17 protein-coding genes and 2 riboswitches are annotated in these 17,767 nt (G+C 68.8%); of the genes, 13 read left to right on the top strand and 4 right to left on the bottom strand.

Annotation, left to right across the window (positions count from 1 at the left end):
* Positions 1 to 28: 28 nt before the first annotated feature.
* The 3 genes from U4012_RS30070 to U4012_RS30060 all read right to left on the bottom strand — a co-directional run bounded on the left by U4012_RS30070 (position 29) and on the right by U4012_RS30060 (position 1,918).
* Positions 29 to 685, bottom strand: coding sequence for an urea amidolyase associated protein UAAP2 (locus tag U4012_RS30070; protein WP_044848699.1), 657 nt, complete (start codon positions 683 to 685; stop codon positions 29 to 31).
* An 11-nt stretch (positions 686 to 696) separates the two neighbouring features.
* On the bottom strand, positions 697 to 1,452 hold the full coding sequence (locus tag U4012_RS30065) for an urea amidolyase associated protein UAAP1 (protein ID WP_044848700.1): 756 nt from the start codon (positions 1,450 to 1,452) through the stop codon (positions 697 to 699).
* A 57-nt stretch (positions 1,453 to 1,509) separates the two neighbouring features.
* Positions 1,510 to 1,643, bottom strand: a riboswitch (guanidine-I (ykkC/yxkD leader).
* Between the two features lie 35 nt (positions 1,644 to 1,678).
* The gene (locus U4012_RS30060) at positions 1,679 to 1,918 is read right to left on the bottom strand and encodes a hypothetical protein (RefSeq protein WP_321802979.1); all 240 of its coding nucleotides are present in this window, start codon (positions 1,916 to 1,918) and stop codon (positions 1,679 to 1,681) included.
* Positions 1,919 to 2,100: 182 nt separating this feature from the next.
* A riboswitch (guanidine-I (ykkC/yxkD leader) is annotated at positions 2,101 to 2,222 on the top strand.
* 138 nt (positions 2,223 to 2,360) lie between these two features.
* Between U4012_RS30060 and U4012_RS30055 the strand changes: the two genes are divergently transcribed.
* The 12 genes from U4012_RS30055 (at position 2,361) to U4012_RS30000 (ending at position 15,080) form a co-directional block, all read left to right on the top strand.
* Positions 2,361 to 3,383 (top strand): ABC transporter substrate-binding protein, encoded by a 1,023-nt coding sequence (locus U4012_RS30055; protein WP_124523430.1) that lies wholly within the window; start codon positions 2,361 to 2,363, stop codon positions 3,381 to 3,383.
* A gap of 331 nt (positions 3,384 to 3,714) precedes the next feature.
* Positions 3,715 to 5,409 (top strand): 5-guanidino-2-oxopentanoate decarboxylase, encoded by a 1,695-nt coding sequence (locus U4012_RS30050; protein WP_321802976.1) that lies wholly within the window; start codon positions 3,715 to 3,717, stop codon positions 5,407 to 5,409.
* Positions 5,406 to 6,878, top strand: a complete 1,473-nt coding sequence (locus U4012_RS30045) for an aldehyde dehydrogenase family protein (protein WP_321802974.1) — start codon at positions 5,406 to 5,408, stop codon at positions 6,876 to 6,878. Before U4012_RS30050 ends, U4012_RS30045 begins: the two co-directional genes overlap by 4 nt.
* Positions 6,879 to 7,027: 149 nt before the next feature.
* The gene (locus tag U4012_RS30040; RefSeq protein WP_124523434.1) at positions 7,028 to 8,125 is read left to right on the top strand and encodes an ABC transporter substrate-binding protein; all 1,098 of its coding nucleotides are present in this window, start codon (positions 7,028 to 7,030) and stop codon (positions 8,123 to 8,125) included.
* Positions 8,126 to 8,129: 4 nt separating this feature from the next.
* Positions 8,130 to 9,056 carry an ABC transporter permease gene (locus tag U4012_RS30035; protein ID WP_044848705.1) on the top strand — a complete coding sequence of 309 codons (927 nt, stop codon included), beginning with the start codon at positions 8,130 to 8,132 and terminating at the stop codon, positions 9,054 to 9,056.
* On the top strand, positions 9,053 to 9,895 hold the full coding sequence (locus U4012_RS30030; protein WP_321802971.1) for an ABC transporter permease: 843 nt from the start codon (positions 9,053 to 9,055) through the stop codon (positions 9,893 to 9,895). Before U4012_RS30035 ends, U4012_RS30030 begins: the two co-directional genes overlap by 4 nt.
* Positions 9,896 to 9,935: 40 nt before the next feature.
* The gene (locus U4012_RS30025; RefSeq protein ID WP_321802969.1) at positions 9,936 to 11,009 is read left to right on the top strand and encodes an ABC transporter ATP-binding protein; all 1,074 of its coding nucleotides are present in this window, start codon (positions 9,936 to 9,938) and stop codon (positions 11,007 to 11,009) included.
* Positions 11,010 to 11,049: 40 nt separating this feature from the next.
* Positions 11,050 to 11,868: a transporter substrate-binding domain-containing protein gene (locus U4012_RS30020; protein ID WP_124489561.1), complete on the top strand. Its 819-nt coding sequence runs from the start codon at positions 11,050 to 11,052 to the stop codon at positions 11,866 to 11,868.
* Positions 11,869 to 11,911: 43 nt separating this feature from the next.
* Positions 11,912 to 12,676 (top strand): amino acid ABC transporter permease, encoded by a 765-nt coding sequence (locus tag U4012_RS30015; RefSeq protein ID WP_321802966.1) that lies wholly within the window; start codon positions 11,912 to 11,914, stop codon positions 12,674 to 12,676.
* Positions 12,673 to 13,329: an amino acid ABC transporter permease gene (locus U4012_RS30010; protein WP_044848710.1), complete on the top strand. Its 657-nt coding sequence runs from the start codon at positions 12,673 to 12,675 to the stop codon at positions 13,327 to 13,329. The genes U4012_RS30015 and U4012_RS30010 overlap by 4 nt, the downstream gene beginning before the upstream one ends.
* Before the next feature lie 40 nt (positions 13,330 to 13,369).
* Entirely contained in the window at positions 13,370 to 14,095 is a 726-nt protein-coding gene (locus tag U4012_RS30005) for an amino acid ABC transporter ATP-binding protein (RefSeq protein ID WP_321802963.1), read from the top strand.
* 40 nt (positions 14,096 to 14,135) lie between these two features.
* Entirely contained in the window at positions 14,136 to 15,080 is a 945-nt protein-coding gene (locus U4012_RS30000) for a LysR substrate-binding domain-containing protein (protein WP_321802961.1), read from the top strand.
* 43 nt (positions 15,081 to 15,123) lie between these two features.
* On the opposite strand, the gene U4012_RS36035 is transcribed toward U4012_RS30000, so the two are convergent.
* Positions 15,124 to 15,300, bottom strand: a complete 177-nt coding sequence (locus U4012_RS36035; protein WP_415750416.1) for a hypothetical protein — start codon at positions 15,298 to 15,300, stop codon at positions 15,124 to 15,126.
* Between the two features lie 332 nt (positions 15,301 to 15,632).
* On the opposite strand from U4012_RS36035, the gene U4012_RS29990 reads away from it, so the two are divergent.
* Complete coding sequence (locus U4012_RS29990) at positions 15,633 to 17,738, top strand: TonB-dependent receptor (protein WP_321802959.1); 2,106 nt, start codon at positions 15,633 to 15,635, stop codon at positions 17,736 to 17,738.
* The last annotated feature ends 29 nt before the right edge of the window (positions 17,739 to 17,767 follow it).

Below are 17,767 nucleotides of genomic sequence, written 5' to 3'. Positions count from 1 at the left end.
CGCGAACGATGGCGAGCGTGGGCGAGGTTCATTCGGCCTCCCAGATCGTGAGTCGCACGGGCGTCGGGTTGTAGCCGTTGCACGGGTTGTTGAGCTGCGGGCAGTTCGAGATCAGCACCGTGACGTCCATCTCCGCGCGCATCTCGACGTACTTGCCGGGCGCGGAAATACCGTCCTCGAACGTGAGCCCGCCGAGCGGCGTGACGGGCACGTTCATGAAGAAGTTGACGTTGCCGACGAGGTCGCGCTTGCCGAGCCGCGCACCCGCGCCGCACGTGCAGTGCGCGATCGCGTTCAGGAAGCTGTCGCGGCAGTTGTGCATGTAGCGCTTGTCGAGCGCATAGCGCACGGTGTTGCTCTCGGCCGCGCACGCGCCGCCGAGCGTGTCGTGGCGCCCGCACGTGTCGGCGACGATCGTCACCATCGGGTTGCCCCGGCTGGACAGCAGCACGCTGCCCGCGCTCAGGTACAGGTTGCGCTGCGCGCGAATCGTGTCCTGCGCGCTGTAGCGCTCCTCGGTGTCGTCGGTGCGGTAGAACAACGTGTCGACCGCCTGGTTGCCTTCCAGGTCGAGGATGCGGAAGACCTGGCCGCGTTTCAGGTCGTGCAGCCACGGTTCGCCCGCGTTCAGCGTGGTGTCGTGGATCGCGTCGCGCGGGTCGAGACGGCTTTCGATGATCGGCATGGTCCGGCTCCTTACGCGAACAGGCGGTCGGTGTTGGTGAAGCCGCGCATGTTCTCGGCGCACGCGCGCCGGCACGGGTCGTCCTCGGGCGCGGCGCCGTCCGCCGGATACGCGCGGTACGCGATCAGCTTCACGGGCTTCGGCGCATAGTCCGGCCGCGGATCGAGCGGATGCGGCGCGGTCGAGAACGCCGCGAGCGTGTTCATCTCGAAGCGCAGGTCGAGCGCGCTGCCGGCCGGCGAATGTCCGGCGACGAAATCGAGCGTGCCGTCGTCGCGCGTGTCGAGCCGGCTGAAGAAGTTGACGTTCGCGGCGAGATCGCGCGCCGACAATCCGTGTTTCGCGAGCTCGAGCACGAGGCTGTCGCGGCCGTTGCGGATCATCGCGTTGCGATCGGCCTGGTACGAGCTCGTGCCGTACTTGTGCGCGAACAAGCGCGCATCGCCGACGCCGCCGAGCGGGTCGTGCCAGCCGAGCGTGTCGGCCGTGATCGACGCGATCACGCGCCCCATGTCCGTGTACAGCGCATGGCCGCGCGTGAGATGCGCGGTGTGCTGCGCCTTGAGCGTATCGGCCATGTTGTAGCGTTCGAGCGGGTCTTCCTGGCGATGAAACACGGCGGACAGATTCGCGCCGCCGTCGACATCGACGACGCGCAGCGCGAGGCCGCGGCGCAGGATGCCGGACCAGTGGGTGCCTGCGGGAATCAGCGTTTCCCACACGACGTGCGGCGGCGGGGCAAGGAGGGCTTGGGGGCTCGGCGACATGGCGGCTCCGTGGAGGGTTGGACAAAAGGCGTGAGAGGGCGACCGAACGACATCGCGACCTCCCGGGCTTTTATCCCTCCGTGGAGCCTCGCCGTTTCCTCGAATCGAGGCGAAGGCAAGACCGGATTGCTCTCGGACCAGTCATCGCGCGGCGCGAACGCCGCACGACCGGAACCCTAGCGATCCTGAAGATGATGCAAATTGCTTCGCACCTCTCGAGCGTCTATCAAGCGAGTTGCGTGCCAGCGGCCGCGCAACGACCACACGACGACCGCGCAACGACCGCACGACGCGGCACGACGGCGCGACGACCCGCGGCAAGCACGAATCGGTGGCGGCGGCGGCTTGCCCTCGCAGCGGGCGTGCGGCGCACCATGCGCATGCGATCGCGCACCGGCGCAGTGCGGATCGTGCGCACCTGTGCCGCGCGTTCGGCAATGGCATGGGCATTGCTGAACGGATGCATCGTCACTCGATATCTCACGCGTCATGAACAAGCTCGACCTGCTCCGGCGCGCATTGAGCGCGCTGTTCTCCGCCCGCTTCATCGAACTTCAGCGCGCCGTGCGGCGCCGTTGAATCGCGTGACCGCGTGCCATTGGCACGCTTCTCGCTCGGCATGACGCCGAGAGGTGCGGCAGCGTCGCATCTTAGGGGTGCTAGGGTTCCGGTTCATCGAACGTCTGGTCCGAGAGCAGCCCGGCGCGGGTGCGTCCGATCGCGAGACCGGACGCACCCGCGCTACACGGCGGGACAAAAGCCCGGGAGATTGGCGATGGCAACGGCCGTCGCGCCTCTCCGTGGCCGCTTCGTTCGTTCCGCATCCGCAGGAACCGGCCACGCGGCCGGACCGCGCACAGGCACGGTCCGAATCGACGATCCCGATCCCGGTCTCCTGGAGAACAACGATGACCCGTCCCGCCCTGGCGTTCCGCCGCCTGCCGTCCCTCCGTTTCGTCCGTCATGCCTTGGGGGCCGCCGTCACGGCCGCCGCGCTGTTGACGGCGCCCGCCGTGCACGCGGCCGCGCCGCTGAAGATCGGCTACAGCGACTGGCCCGGCTGGGTCGCGTTCCAGGTCGCGCTCGACAAGGGCTGGTTCAAGGAAGCCGGCGTCGACGTCGACTTCGAATGGTTCGATTATTCGGCGTCGCTCGACGCGTTTTCCGCGGGCAAGCTCGACGCGGTCGCGGCGACCAACGGCGATGCGCTCGTCACCGGCGCGGCCGGCGCGAAGAACGTGATGATCCTGCTGACCGACTACTCGGCCGGCAACGACATGATCGTCGCGAAGCCGCCGCTGCGCACCGTCGAAGGCCTGAAGGGCAAGAAGGTCGGCGTCGAGCTCGGCCTGGTCGATCACCTGCTGCTCGAAACCGCGCTGCAGAAGCACGGGCTCAAGGACGGCGACGTCACGCTCGTGAATGCGAAAACCAACGAACTGCCGCAGGTGCTCGGCTCGTCGTCCGACATCGCCGCGGTGGCCGCCTGGCAGCCGAACGCGGGCGAGGCGCTGAAGCGCGCACCGGGCGCACGGGCGATCTTCACGTCGGCGGATGCGCCGGGGCTGATCTACGATGCGATCACGGTCGCGCCGGCGAGCCTCGCCGCGCGCCGGGCCGACTGGGCGAAGGTGGTCAAGGTCTGGTACCGCTGCGTCGCGTACATCAACGACCCGAAGACGCAGGCCGACGCGGTCAGGATCATGTCCGCGCGTGTCGGGCTCGCGCCGGAACAATACCTTCCGCTGCTGAAGGGCACGCACCTGCTCGACGAGGCTGCCGCGAAGCGTGCGTTCCGCAAGGGCGACGGGCTCGATTCGATCTATGGCTCGACGCGCAACGCGAATGCGTTCAACGTGCGTAACGCCGTGTACAAACAGTCGCAGGACGTCGACGCGTATATCGATCCGCGCTTCACCGCGCCGCACTGACCGTCGCGGGTTCGCCTGCAGGCCGGGCCGGGCATGCCGGTGACGGGTCCGGCCCGCTCACCACGAACATCCGGGCACGCGCGTGCCCGATGGAGATCGAAGCAGCAGGACGCGGGAATCGTGCGCGGGCCGAACGGTTCCCGCGCATGCCGACCGCTCGCCGCGGCAAGCGTCCGGCCGTCGGCGAGCCTCGACGCCGCCATGCACGGCGCTCATGCGCTGCATGAAAACTAATCGATTGTTGGCAGCGCCGATCGACCCCGACAATCCGCTTCATGCCCGTTGCTTGCGGTACGGGCCACTCCCCCTCCCAATCGGCACGTCACGATCCATGAACCATCCCGCCCCTGTCTCCTGCATTGCCGAGGCCTGCGCGGCCACGGCGGCACCGTTCCATGCGCGCCCCCGCACCTGCGGCGAAGCGCTCGTCGATCTCCTCGAACGCCAGGGTGTCGAATGCGTGTTCGGCATTCCCGGCGTGCATACCGTCGAACTCTATCGCGGCCTCGCCGCATCGTCGATCCGTCATGTGACACCGCGCCACGAACAGGGGGCCGGATTCATGGCCGACGGCTATGCCCGCGTCACCGGCCGGCCGGGGGTCTGCTTCATCATCACCGGGCCGGGGATGACCAATATCGCGACCGCGATGGCACAGGCCTACGCGGATTCGATTCCGATGCTCGTGATCTCGAGCGTCAACGCGCGGCGCGAACTCGGCAGCGGCGACGGCCGCCTGCACGAGCTGCCATCGCAGCGCGACGTGTTCGCGGGGCTCACCGCGTTCTCGCACACGCTGCTCGACGCGGCCGACCTGCCGCAGGTCCTCGCGCGCGCCTTCGCGGTGTTCGAAAGCGCGCGTCCGCGGCCCGTGCATATCGAGATCCCGCTCGACGTGATCGTGATGCCGGCGCCCGCGCTGCCCGCCACGCCGCTCGCGCTGCCCGCGCGCCCCGCGCCGGATGCGAACGCGCTCGCGGCAGCCGCCGACCTGCTCGCGCAGGCCCGGCGGCCGCTGATCCTGGCCGGCGGCGGCACGATCCACGCCGCGACGGAACTGCGCGAACTCGCCGAACGCCTGCACGCGCCCGTCGCGCTGACGATCAACGCGAAGGGTCTGCTGCCGGCCGGCCACCCGTTGCTGATCGGCTCCACCCAGTCGCTGTCGGCCACGCGCGCGGCGATCCGCGAGGCCGACGTGGTGCTCGCGGTCGGCACCGAACTCGGCGAAACCGATTACGACGTCACGTTCGACGGCGGCTTCGCGATCGACGGCCGGCTGATCCGCATCGACATCGACGCGCAACAGCTGATGCGCAATGCGCGCGCGGAAATCGCCATCGCCGGCGATGCGCGGCTGGCGCTCGGCGCGCTGTCGACCCGCCTGCACGAACGGCCGGCGCCGGCACCCGAGCCCGGCTGGGGCGCGCCGCGGGTGGCCGCCGTGCGCGCCGCGATCGCGGCCGGCCACGACGGCGCCGCGCGTGCCCAGGCACGGCTGATCGACACCATCGTCACCGCGCTGCCCGGCGCGATCATCGCCGGCGATTCGACGAGCCCCGTCTACGTCGGCAATTTCACGCACGATGCGCCGGCACCGCGCAGCTGGTTCAACTCGTCGACCGGCTACGGCACGCTCGGCTACGGGCTGCCCGCCTCGATCGGCGCAAAGCTCGCCGCACCTGCGCGGCCCGTCGTGTGCCTGATCGGCGACGGCGGCCTGCAGTTCACGCTGCCGGAGCTCGCGAGCGCGGTCGAGGCTCGCGTGCCGGTGATCGTGATCGTCTGGAACAACCGCGGTTACGGCGAGATCCGAAAATACATGGTCGAGCGCGACATCACGCCGGTCGGCGTCGATCCGTATACGCCCGATTTCCAGACGCTCGCACGCGGCTTCGGCTGCGCGGCGCAGGCGGCCGCGACGCCCGACGCGCTGGCCGACGCGCTGCGCGATGCGACGGCACGTCCGATGCCGACCGTGATCGAAATCGACGAGGCAACCTGGTTCGGTCAGGTGCGGCCATGAGCACGACGCCCGATCTCGCGTTTGATCCGCCGCTGCATACGCGCCATTTCATCGACGGTACGTGGCGCACGAGCTTCTGCGGCGCGACGCTGCCCGTCGTCGACCCGTCGACGGAAGCGGTCATCGCCGACGTCAGCGCAGGCGGCGAGGCAGACGTCGAGCGTGCCGTGCAAGCAGCATCGCGCGCGTTTCCCGGCTGGAAACGCACGACCGGTGCCACGCGCGCGGCGCTGCTGCGCGCCATCGCACGTGGCGTCGACGCACGGCGCACGCGGCTCGCGACACTGCAGTCGCTCAACAACGGCAAGCCGTTCGCCGAAGCCGAGATCGACGTCGCCGACGTGATCGCCACCTTCGACTACTACGCGGGCCTCGCGGATGCACTCGACACTGACGGCGAAACCGAGATCGCGCTGCCCGGCGGCGACCATCGCGCGTGGATTCGGCGCGAACCGGCCGGCGTCGCCGCGCTGATCGTGCCGTGGAATTTCCCGATGGTCACGACCGCATGGAAGCTCGCGCCCGCGCTCGCCGCCGGCTGCACCGTCGTGCTGAAGCCGTCCGAGATCACGCCGTTGCCCGAGCTCGAACTCGCCGCGATCGTCGCCGAAGCGGGCCTGCCGCCCGGCGTGCTGAACGTCGTGACGGGCACCGGCCACGAGGTCGGTGCCCGGCTGTGCGCGCATCCGCTCGTCGCGAAGGTGTCGTTTACCGGCAGCACGGCGGTCGGCGCGCAGGTCATGAAGACGGCCGCGGACACGATCAAGGGCGTCGGTCTCGAACTCGGCGGCAAATCGTCGATCGTCGTGTTCGACGACGCCGACCTCGATCACGCGGTCGACCTGATCGCGGGCGGCGGCCTGTTCAACGCCGGGCAGATGTGTTCGGCGACCTCGCGCGTGCTCGTGGCCGCCCCGCTCGCCGACGACCTGATCGCGCGCCTCGCGCGACGGATCGAGACGACCGTCGTCGGCCCGCCGTTCGCACCCGGCGTGCAGATGGGCCCGCTGACGAACCGCGCGCAATACGAGCGCGTGAAGCGCCACATCGCGCAGGGCCGCGCCGACGGCGCGCGGCTCGTGACGGGCGGCGACGCGCTCGCCGGCCCCGGCTACTTCATCCGGCCCGCGCTGTTCGCCGACGTGCCGGCCGGCTGCGCGCTATGGCGCGACGAAATTTTCGGGCCGGTGCTGTGCATGCGCGCGTTCGACGCCGAGGACGACGCGATCGCGGCCGCCAACGATACCGAATACGGGCTCGTCGCAACCGTCGTCACGCGCGACGCCGCGCGCGGCAGGCGGGTCGCCAATGCGCTCGAGGCGGGCGTCGTGTGGATCAACACACCGCAACTGATCTATCCGCAAACCTCATGGGGCGGCTACAAGCGCAGCAGCGTCGGGCGCGAGCTCGGCCCGTTCGGGCTGGCCGCCTTCCAGGAGATCAAGCAGGTCATGACGGCGGCCCGCTGAGGCCGGCGACCCATGCGTTTATGTCATGGCGCGCATGCGGATATTTCGTTTGTTGCGGAAATTTGACCTCCCTACAGTTCATCCACACCCCGCGCCGCCTTTCGGCGACCGGCATCGAACCACACGGCATCGTTCATCAGGAGACGGCCATGCAACACTTCAAGGCGGGCAGAAGGCAGGTGATCAAAACCCTCGGCACGGCACTCGCCGCATCCGCCATTCCGATGCCGTTCATCAGGACTGCGAAGGCTCAGTCGGGCAGCTTCGCGGGCAAGACGCTGCGCCTGCTCACCTGGTCCGACGATACCGGCGCGGCCGCGCTGCGCAACATCGCGGAAACCTTCAGCAAGCAGACCGGCGCGCGCGTGATCGCCGATCGCGCGGACGGCACGTCGGGGATGGTCGCGAAGGTCAAGGCCGCGGGCGAGCGGCCGACCTACGACGTCATCACGCTCGCGGGCGTCGGCGCGGCCGGCCTCGCCGACGCCGGCCTGCTCGCGAAGCCCGACCTGAACCGGCTGCCGAACCTGAAGGACGTCGCGCCGCAATACCGCACGGGCGCGAACGGCTTCGGCATCGGCTACCTGCTGTGGTCGGACGGGCTGATCTACAACACGGCGACCGTGAAGAGCGCGCCGTCGAGCTACGAGGCACTGTGGGATCCGAAGTATGCGGGGCGACTGTTCCTGCCGCCGCCGGAGTGGGCCGAAGCGGTCGACCTCGCGATCATCGCCGCGAAGCTGGCCGGCGGCTCGCAGCAGAACATCGATCCGGGGTTCCGGAAACTCGCGCAGCTCAAGGATCGCGTGATGACCCTCGGCGAGAACCCGAACCAGGTCGCCGACCTGTTCCGCACCGGCTCGCTCGACATCGGCGGCATCTATTCGCCGGCGTTCTTCCCGGACCAGATCCGCAAGCCCGACTACAAGATGGGCGTGACGTACGGAATGAAGGAAGGCTTCGCGACGCAACTGATGTTCACGGTGATCCCGAAGGCGCATCCGGGCGACCTCGACCTGATCCACGCGTTCATCAACCATTCGCTCGACGCGGGCGTGCAGGGCCGGATGGCGGCCGACGTGCTGAACGGGCCCGTGAACGGCAAGGCCGTGATTCCCGCGGAAAGCCGCGCGTTCGTGCCGTCGCCGCAGCAGATCGCGGAGAAGGCCGTGCTGCACGACGACAAGGCGCTCGCCGTCGTCCAGCCGGCGTGGATCAAGCGCTACACAGGCCTCTTCGCGGCGTAACGACATGGCCTCCCTGTCCTCCCCCCGCGACGCGGCGCCGGCCGCCGGCACACCGGCCGGCGCCGGCTCGGACGCCGGGCCCGCGCTGGCCGGCGTGCCGCCGTGGCTGCTGCTCGCGCCGATCCTCGCGTTCCTCGCGGTGCTCGCCGCCGCGACGCTCACCGTGTTGCGCATGAGCGTCGGCGTATCCGGCGACGAATGGCGGACCTTCACGCTGCAGAACTACGCCGATCTCGCGGACCCGTACTTCACGAAATCGCTGTGGCTCACGCTGCGCCTCGCGTTCCAGAGCATGGTGTGCGCGGTGCTGCTCGCGATCCCGGTCGCGCTCGCGATGGCGCGCACCGAATCGCGGCTCGCGCGCCGGCTGATGCTCGCCGGCGTCTTGCTGCCGCTGCTCGTGAACCTGCTGCTGCAAGGTTATGGCTGGCTCGTGATGCTCGGCCCGGCGGGATTGCTCAATCGCGCGCTGCTGGCCTCGGGCGTCGTCGATCGGCCGCTGCAACTGCTGTACCGCGAGCACGGCGTGCTGCTCGGGCTGATCCAGACCGCGTTCCCGCTCGCCGTGCTGCCGCTGTCGAGCGCGCTGCGCGCGGTGTCCCGCGCCTACGACGAAGCCGCCGCGACACTCGGCGCGAGCCGCTGGCAGACGCTGCGGCACGTGACGCTGCCGCTCGCGATGCCCGGCCTCGTCGCCGGCGCGCTGCTCGTGTTCGCATACAACGCCAGCGCATTCGCGGTGCCGCTGCTGCTCGGCGGCCGACGCGTGCCGATGCTCGCGGTGCTCGTGCACGACCAGGTCGCGCCGCTGCTCAACTGGCCCGCCGCGTCGGCATCGGGCGTCGTGCTGATGGCCGCGACGCTCGTCGTGATGGCGGTGTCCCAGCGCCTCGTGCGCACCCTGCAACGTGCCGGCGAGGTGAGCCGATGAATACCCTGCTCTTGCGTACGCCCCTGCCCGGCCGCCTCGGCCGCACGACGGGTGCGCTCGCGACCCTCGTGCTATTGCTCGCCGCGCTGCCGATCCTGACGATGATCACGATGTCGTTCGGCGCATCGGGCACGCTCGAATTCCCGCCGCGCGAGTTCAGCCTGCACTGGTATCGCGCCGCCTGGCAGACGTTCGTGTCGTCCGATGCGGGCAGCGCGCAGTCGATGGGCGCCGCGTTGACGACCAGCCTCGTCGTCGCGGTCGCGACGATGCTGATCGCGACCGCCGTGTCGGTGCCCGCGGCCTACGCGCTGTCGCGCTGCCGCTTCCGCGGCAAGGCGCTCGTCGAGCAGCTCGTCGCGTTGCCGATCGTCTATCCGCTCGTGATGCTCGGCCTCGCGCTGCTGATCGTGTTCAACGCGCTGCCGGTCGAGCTCGGCATCGTGCGGCTCGTGGTCGCGCACGTGATCCTGACGCTGCCGTTCACCGTGAAGAACTGCGCGGCCTCGGTTGCGTCGATCGGCCCCGACTTCGAGGAAGCCGCGTGCGTGATGGGCGCGAGCCCGTGGCGCGCGCTCGTCGACGTCGTGCTGCCGCTGATGCGGCCCGGGATTCTCGCCGGGATGCTGTTCGCGTTCATCGTGTCGTTTAACGAATTCACGGTGACGTTCTTCCTGTACAGCATCGACACGATGACCCTGCCGGTCTGGCTCTACAGCCGCACCGTGTCGTCGCTCGACCCGACCGTGTTCTGCTTCGCCGTGTTCACGGTCGCGATCGACTTCGCGCTGATCTGGATGCTCGAAAAACTCGTCGGCGACAAGGGCGTCGCGCTCTGATGCGCGCACGGCCCCGCCCTCGACCATGCAAGGAACCGTCATGACCCAGCTCATCCTCCAGAACGTGACCAAGCGCTTCAATCAGGCGTGTGCGGTCGACCACGTCGACCTGTCGGTGCCGGACGGCAAGCTCGTCTGCTTTCTCGGCCCGTCCGGCTGCGGCAAGACCACGCTGATGCGGATCATCGCCGGCCTCGACACGCCGACCTCCGGCACGGTGACGTTCGCCGGCCGCGACCTCACGCACTTACCCGCCAACCGGCGCGACTTCGGCATGGTGTTCCAGTCGCTCGCGCTGTTTCCGCACATGACGGTCGCGCAGAACATCGCGTACCCGCTGCGGCTGCGCAAGACGGACCGGGCCGCGCAGGCGCGGCGCGTCGCCGAGTTGCTGGAATTGATCCAGTTGCCGCACATGGCCGACCGGCTCGTCACGCAGCTGTCGGGCGGGCAGCGCCAGCGCGTCGCGATCGCGCGCGCGATCGCGTCGTCGCCGCGCCTGCTGCTGCTCGACGAGCCGCTGTCGGCGCTCGACGCGAAGCTGCGCGAGGCGATGCAGGTCGAGATCCGGCTGCTCCAGCAACGGCTCGGCATCACGACCATCATGGTCACGCACGACCAGCGCGAAGCGATGACGATGGCCGACGAGATCGTCGTGATGGAGAAAGGCCGGATCCAGCAGGTCGGCCGGCCGCTCGACATCTATCGCGACCCGGTCAACGAATTCGTCGCCGATTTCATCGGCCTCGGCAACATCCTGCCGGTCGCGCGCGACGGCGACGACGCGATCGTCCTGCCGGGCGGACAGCGCCTCTCGATCGGGCGCGCGCCCGACACGCCACGCGCGCCCGACGCCATGCGCCTGCTGATTCGTCCCGAGGACGTATGCGTGCGACCGGGCGCGACGGCGTCCGGCGCGCCGAACACGCTCGCCGGCACGATCACGTTCGTGCGCGACGTCGGCGCGTCGATCGAGGCGACCATCGATTGCCGCGGCTTCACGCTGACGGCCGCGACCACGCCGCGCGAGACACCCGACCTGCACGTCGGCATGCCGGTTGCCGCCGAACTGCCGGCACACGCATGCAAGCTGATCGCCGCACGCGGCGCCTGATTTTCCTTTCGTTCCCCAACGCAGCAACAAGGATCCCGCCATGAACGCATCGACCCAAGCCAACCGCCTCGTGCGACGCCTGCTCGCCCGTACCGCCCTCCTCTGCGCCTGCGCCACGGGCGTGGCCGCCGTCGCGCCGCTCGCGCACGCCGACGCGCTCGACACGATCGCCAAATCGGGCGTCGTGCGCATCGGCGTGTTCGAGGACTACCCGCCGTTCGGTTCGATCGGCCCCGACATGAAGCCGCAGGGCTACGACATCGACATGGCGAACCTGATCGGCAAGGCGCTCAACGCGAAGGTCGAACTCGTGCAGGTCACCGGCGACAACCGGATGGCGTATCTCGCCGACCGCAAGACCGACATGCTGCTGTCGGTCGGACAGACGCCGGAGCGCGCGAAGGTGATCGACTTCTCGAACGCGTATGCGCCGTACTACCTCGCGGTATTCGGCCCGAAGTCGCTCGCGGTGAAGGGCAACGCCGATCTCGCCGGCAAATCGGTCGCGGTCGCGCGCGGCACGCTCGAGGACCTGAGCATCAGCAAGGTCGCGCCGCCGAGCGCGACGATCAAGCGCTTCGACGACCCGAACGGCGCGATCGCGGCGTTCCTGTCGGGACAGGCGCAACTGCTGGTGGTCGGCAACGACGTCGGCGCGACGATCATCGCGCGTCATCCGTCGATCGATCCGGAACAGAAGTTCTCGCTGTTCAGCTCGCCCGACCACGTCGGCCTGAACAAGAACGAGCCGCGCCTGATGCAGAAGGTCAACGACGCGATCGCCGGCGCAAAGAAGAACGGCACGCTGAACACGCTGTCGCAGAAGTGGCTGCACGCGGCGCTGCCGGCCGATCTGTGATGCGCAGCGCCTTCGCCCCGCACGCTCGACCAAAGGCATCGCGATGAGCTACGTGTTCGACTTCAGCGATTTCGGTCTCTACGCCGGCATGCTCGCGCGCGGCGTCGGCGTGACGCTCGGCCTGACCGCGGCCGCGACCGTGCTCGGTGGCCTGCTCGGCACCGGCGGCGCGTGGATCGCGCTCGCCGGCCCGCGCTGGGCGCGCGCGCTCGTCGCGTCCTACGTCGAGCTGATCCGCAATACGCCATTCCTGGTCCAGTTGTTCTTCATCTTCTTCGGGCTGCCCGCGCTCGGCGTACACCTCGACGAAGCGCAGGCGGCCGTGCTCGCGATGACGGTCAACCTGGGTGCCTATGCGGTCGAGATCCTGCGCGCCGGGATCGAATCGGTGCCCCACGGGCAAGTGCAGGCCGCGCGGGCGCTCGGGCTGCACGGCCGGCAGGTGTTCGGCCACGTCGTGCTGCCGCAGGCGCTCGCGAACGTGTACCCCGCGCTGCTCGGGCAGGTCCTGATCGTGATGCTCGGCTCGGCGGTCGTGTCGCAGATCTCGGTGCCCGACCTGACCTACGCGGCCAACTTCATCCAGTCGCGCAATTTCCGCGCGTTCGAGATCTACATCGTCGTGACCGCGATCTACCTGCTGCTGTCGATCGCGCTGCGCATGCTGCTCAATCGCGTCGGCCGGCGGCTGTTCGCCGGTCGCACGCGCCACGGCGCGGCTGCCGCACCGCGGCGCACGCGGGTTGCCCGCTTCACGTGGCGCGCCCGCTCCCCTGAAACCCACCTGCCGACGGAACGTGCGCGATGATCGAATTCACCTTCCAGGACATTGCATGGAACCTGCTGCTCGCCGCACGCTGGACCGTGCTGCTGTCGCTGATCACGTTCGCCGGCGGCGGCCTCGCCGGGTTCGCGCTGCTGGCGATGCGCATCTCGCCCGTGCCGGCGCTGCGCCGCTTCGTGATCCTGTACATCGAACTCTTCCAGGGCACGCCGTTGCTGATGCAACTGTTCCTCGGCTTTTTCGGATTGCCGCTCGTCGGCATCGACGTGACGCCGTGGGTCGCGGCGTCGGTCGTGCTGACGCTGAACGCCAGCGCCTGTCTGGCCGACATCTGGCGCGGCTGCGTCGACGCGGTCCCGCACGGCCAGTGGCACGCGGCGGCCAGCCTCGGCATGACGTGGACCCAGCGGCTGCGCTACGTGGTGTGGCCGCAGGCGTGGAAGATCGCGCTCGCCCCGACCGTCGGTTTCCTCGTGCAGGCAGTGAAGAGCACCGCGCTCACGTCGATCATCGGGCTGACCGAACTGACCAAGACCGGCAACATCATCACCAACGCGGTATTCAAGCCGTTTCCGATCTATGCGATGGTCGCGCTGCTGTACTTCGCGATGTGCTTCCCACTGACGTGGTATGCGCGCACGCTCGAGCGCCGCTATCGCGTCGCGAAGGCGCGCTGAACCGGCGCCGCGCGCGCCTCATTACGATGCAGGAACTTTCATGATTTCCATCAGCAACGTTTCCAAGTGGTACGGCCAGTTTCAGGTCCTCGCCGAGTGCACGACCGAGGTGAAGAAAGGCGAGGTGGTGGTCGTCTGCGGCCCGTCCGGCTCGGGCAAGTCGACGCTGATCAAGACCGTGAACGGCCTCGAGCCGTTCCAGCAGGGCGAGATCCTCGTGAACGGCCAGTCGGTCGGCGACAGGAAGACGAACCTGTCGACGCTGCGCTCGAAGGTCGGGATGGTGTTCCAGCATTTCGAGCTGTTCCCGCATCTGTCGATCGCCGGGAACCTCACGCTCGCGCAGGTCAAGGTGCTCGGCCGCGGCAAGGACGAAGCGGCCGAGAAGGGCATGAAGCTGCTCGATCGCGTCGGCCTGAAGGCGCATGCGCACAAGTTTCCGGGCCAGCTGTCGGGCGGCCAGCAGCAGCGGGTCGCGATCGCGCGCGCGCTGTCGATGGACCCGATCGCGATGCTGTTCGACGAGCCGACGTCCGCGCTCGATCCCGAGATGATCAACGAAGTGCTCGACGTGATGGTCGAACTCGCGCAGGAAGGGATGACGATGATGGTCGTCACGCACGAAATGGGCTTCGCGAAGAAGGTCGCCCATCGCGTGATCTTCATGGACCAAGGCGCAATCGTCGAGGACGACCGCAAGGACGATTTCTTCTCGAATCCGAAGTCGGATCGCGCGAAGGACTTCCTCGCGAAAATCCTGCACTGAGCGATCCCGCGCCGCCGCCCGTTCCACGCCGATGCTCCCGATGAAACGACTGCCTTCCCTCAATGCGCTGCAGGTCTTCGACGTCGTCGCGCGACACGGCAGCTTCACGCGCGCCGCCGGGCACCTGTGCCTGACCCAGGGCGCCGTGAGCCGGCAAATCCTCGCGCTCGAAAGCTTCTATCAGTTTCCGCTGTTCAAGCGCACGCCCAAGGGGCTGACGCTGACGGCCGAGGGCGAGCTCCTGTTGCCGACGGTGCGCGAAAGCTTCGCGCGCATCGAGGAAGTGTCGATGCGCCTGTCGCGCAGGCGCACCGAACTCGCGCTGAAGGTGCCGACCTGCATGATGCAGTGGATGCTGCCGCGCATCATGCGGTTCCAGGCCGAGCATCCCGAACTCCAGGTGCAGATCACGACCACCTGGGAGCATCACGTCGATTTCCGCATGGAGCCGTTCGACGCCGCGGTGATCTACGCGCCCGGCGCCGGCCCCGACATGCATGCGATCCCGTTGTTCGAGGAACGGCTCACGCCTGTCTGTGCGCCGAGCCTGCTGGAGCGGCAACCGCTCGCGAGCCTCGACGACCTGCTCCGTCACACGTTGCTGCATCCGACACGCGATCACCGCGACTGGAAGCGGTGGCTCGACCATGCGGACGCGCCGCACGTCGACTCGACGCGCGGGTTGAGCTTCGAGACGCTGGATCTCGCCACACACGCGGCGATCGACGGTTACGGCATCGCGATCGGCGACAGGACGCTGGTGGACGAGAGCGTGGCCGCGCACCGGCTCGTGATGCCGTTCGACGTATCGTTGCCAACGGGGATGGGCTATTACTTCGTGTATCCGCGCGGAACCGAACAGCAGCAGAAGATCCAGCTGTTCGGCGACTGGATCGCGGACGAACGTGCGTGGCGCAGCGTCGACACGCCGGCCGAGCCGCCGTCTCCGCGATCGTCATCGCCATCGCCGGAACTTCCGGACTGAACCGCGTCATGCGAGCGCCGCTCGCGTACGCGGACCTGCCCGGTCATGCGGTCGACGAATCCCGCAGTGAGGGAAACGGTTGTCGTTCCTTTCTCCGCCATCGTCGGCGACGTAGCGCTCCCACCTGAAACCTGTCGACCAGACCGCCGGCCACGTCGCGCGAAGCCGCGCGCGCGATCAGCCGATGCTCCGCGCCGCGGATTTCCGGCGTCTCGGACAGGAGCGCCGTGCCGCCGATGCGTTTCAGCAGATCGACGGCCGCGCCGAGCGCGGAATTCCGCGGTCGTCCCCGACTAGCCGTCGGACCCGCCCCATCGCAGGCCGGCCGTCAGCCGCGAGGCCGGCACGGTGCTGCGCCGCGCACCGATCCGCCAGTCATGCCGATGGGCGTCCCCGCGCGATTCAACCCGGACACAACAACCGCAAACTTACGATTGAAAATAACTCTCATTTGCATTAAATTCCGGCGCGCAAATGTACCGTTTGGAACACGGATGCCCGCGCAACGCGGCTCGTGGTGCCCGAACGCGAACCAATTTCTCAGGGACGGGTATGAGCAGAAAGAACTGGGCGGCCGCACCGATGGCCATCGCCGTCGGCGCGGTCGGGCTGAACGTCGCCAATGCGCAGGAGCTGGTGCTGCCGGCCGTCGAGATCTCGGCGCAGCGCACGAAGGCACCGTTTCGCGCGCCCGACTCGACGAGCGCGACGCGCACCGAGGCGGACGTGATGGAGATTCCGTTCGCGGTCAGCAGCGTCGATACGAAACTGATCCAGACCGTGGCCGCCACCCGCGGCGAAGACCTGTACGACTGGGTCGCTGGCGTCGCGCGGCAGAACAACTTCGGCGGGCTGTGGGACAACTATGCGGTGCGCGGCTTTGCCGGCGACGGCAACACGTCCGGCACCGACTACCTCGTCAACGGCTTCTCGTGGAATCGCGGCATCAGCGTGCCGCGCGACACCGCGACGCTCGAGCGCATGGAAGTCCTCAAGGGCCCCGCGTCCGCGCTGTACGGCCGCGGCGACCCCGGCGGGCTCATCAGCTACACGACGAAGCAGCCGCAGTTCAAGCGCTCGAACACGATCGGCGTGTCGGCCGGCAGCTACGGCGCGCTGCGCGAGACGCTCGATTCGACCGGCCCCGTCACGCAGTCGCTCGCGTACCGCTTCATCGCGATGAACGAGGACAACGGCAGCTTCCGCGACACGGTGTCGAGCAAGCGCTACCTGTTCGCGCCGTCGTTCACCTGGGATATCGGCGCGGACACGACGCTCCACTACGAATTCGAGACCGCGCGCCAGCGCGCGCCGCTCGATCGCGGCGTGGTCGCGGTCGGCGGCCAGCTCGGCGCGGTGCCGGCGTCGCGGTTCCTGGGCGAGCCGCGCGACGGCGACTACGACGTGCGCAACTCGGGGCACCAGTTCACGCTCGAACATCGCTTCGATGCCGACTGGTCGGTCAACGCCGGCTTCGCGCAGCGCGACACCGACCTGTCCGGCCGCTCGTCCGAAGCGTTCGCGCTGCAGCCGGACGGCCGCACGCTGTGGCGCCGCTACCGGCAGGTCGCGTTTCACTCGAACGACGTGCAGGGGCGCGTCGAAGTGGCCGGCAAGGCCCGCACGGGCGCCATCGACCATGCGTTCGTGATGGGCGTCGATGCGTATCGCTTCAACTACGACCAGTTCGTCGCGCGCTCGACGCCGACGGCCGCGGCGCCGTATGCGATCGACATCTTCGATCCGGTGTACGGCCAGCCGGCGCCCGTGCCGCGCACCGCGACGAACCTGCTCGAGCGCGACGACGGCCAGGGCCTGTACGCGCAGGACACGCTCGCGTTCGGGCCGCACTGGAAAGTGCTCGCCGGGCTGCGCTGGGACCGCTTTCACCAGTCGGTCGAGAATCGCCTGAAGGGCGTGACGACGAGCCAGCTGCAAACGGCGCTGAGCCCGCGGCTCGGCATCGTGTACGAGGCCAGCCCCGCGCTGTCGCTGTATACGAACACCGCGTACTCGTTCCGGCCGAACAACGGCGCCGACGCGAACGGCCGCGCGTTCGATCCCGAGAAGGGGCACGGCTACGAAGCCGGCGTGAAGTGGGCCGGCACGCGCTGGCTCGCGACCGTCGCCGCGTTCTACGTAAACAAGCGCAACGTGCTGACCGCCGATCCGGCGAATGCCGGGTTCTCGCGTGCGGCCGGCGAAGTGCGCAGCCGCGGCGTCGAATTCGAATGGAACGGCGAACTGGGCCACGGCTTGCGCGGCATCGTCAACCTCGCCTACGTCGACGCGCAGGTCACGCGCGACACCGTCCTGACGCCGGGCGCGCGCCTCGTCGACATTCCGCGCCTGAGCGGCAGCGCGCTGCTGATGTACGAAACCGCGCTGCCGCTCGTCGACAAGGCCGGCGCGGGCGCGGGCATGATCTACGTCGGGCGCCGCGCGGGCAACACCGCGAACACGCAGGACGGCTTCGACCTGCCCGCCTACGCGACCGCGCAGCTCAACGGCTACGTGCAGGTCAACAAGCATCTGCGCGCGTCGGTCGTGCTGAACAACCTGTTCAACCGCACGTACTACGTCAGCTCGTACAACAGCCTGTGGGTCACGCCTGGCGCGCCGCGCAGCCTGTTCGCGTCATTGGCGTATTCGTTCTAGGCCGGCGCGGCGCGTCGACGGGCGGGTGT

Origin of the sequence: Burkholderia sp. BCC1988 (assembly GCF_905339895.1) — a bacterium.
Taxonomy (GTDB): Bacteria; Pseudomonadota; Gammaproteobacteria; order Burkholderiales; family Burkholderiaceae; genus Burkholderia.
The sequence above is the reverse complement of the archived record's forward strand: the minus strand, read 5'-3'. Positions and strand labels throughout refer to the sequence as shown.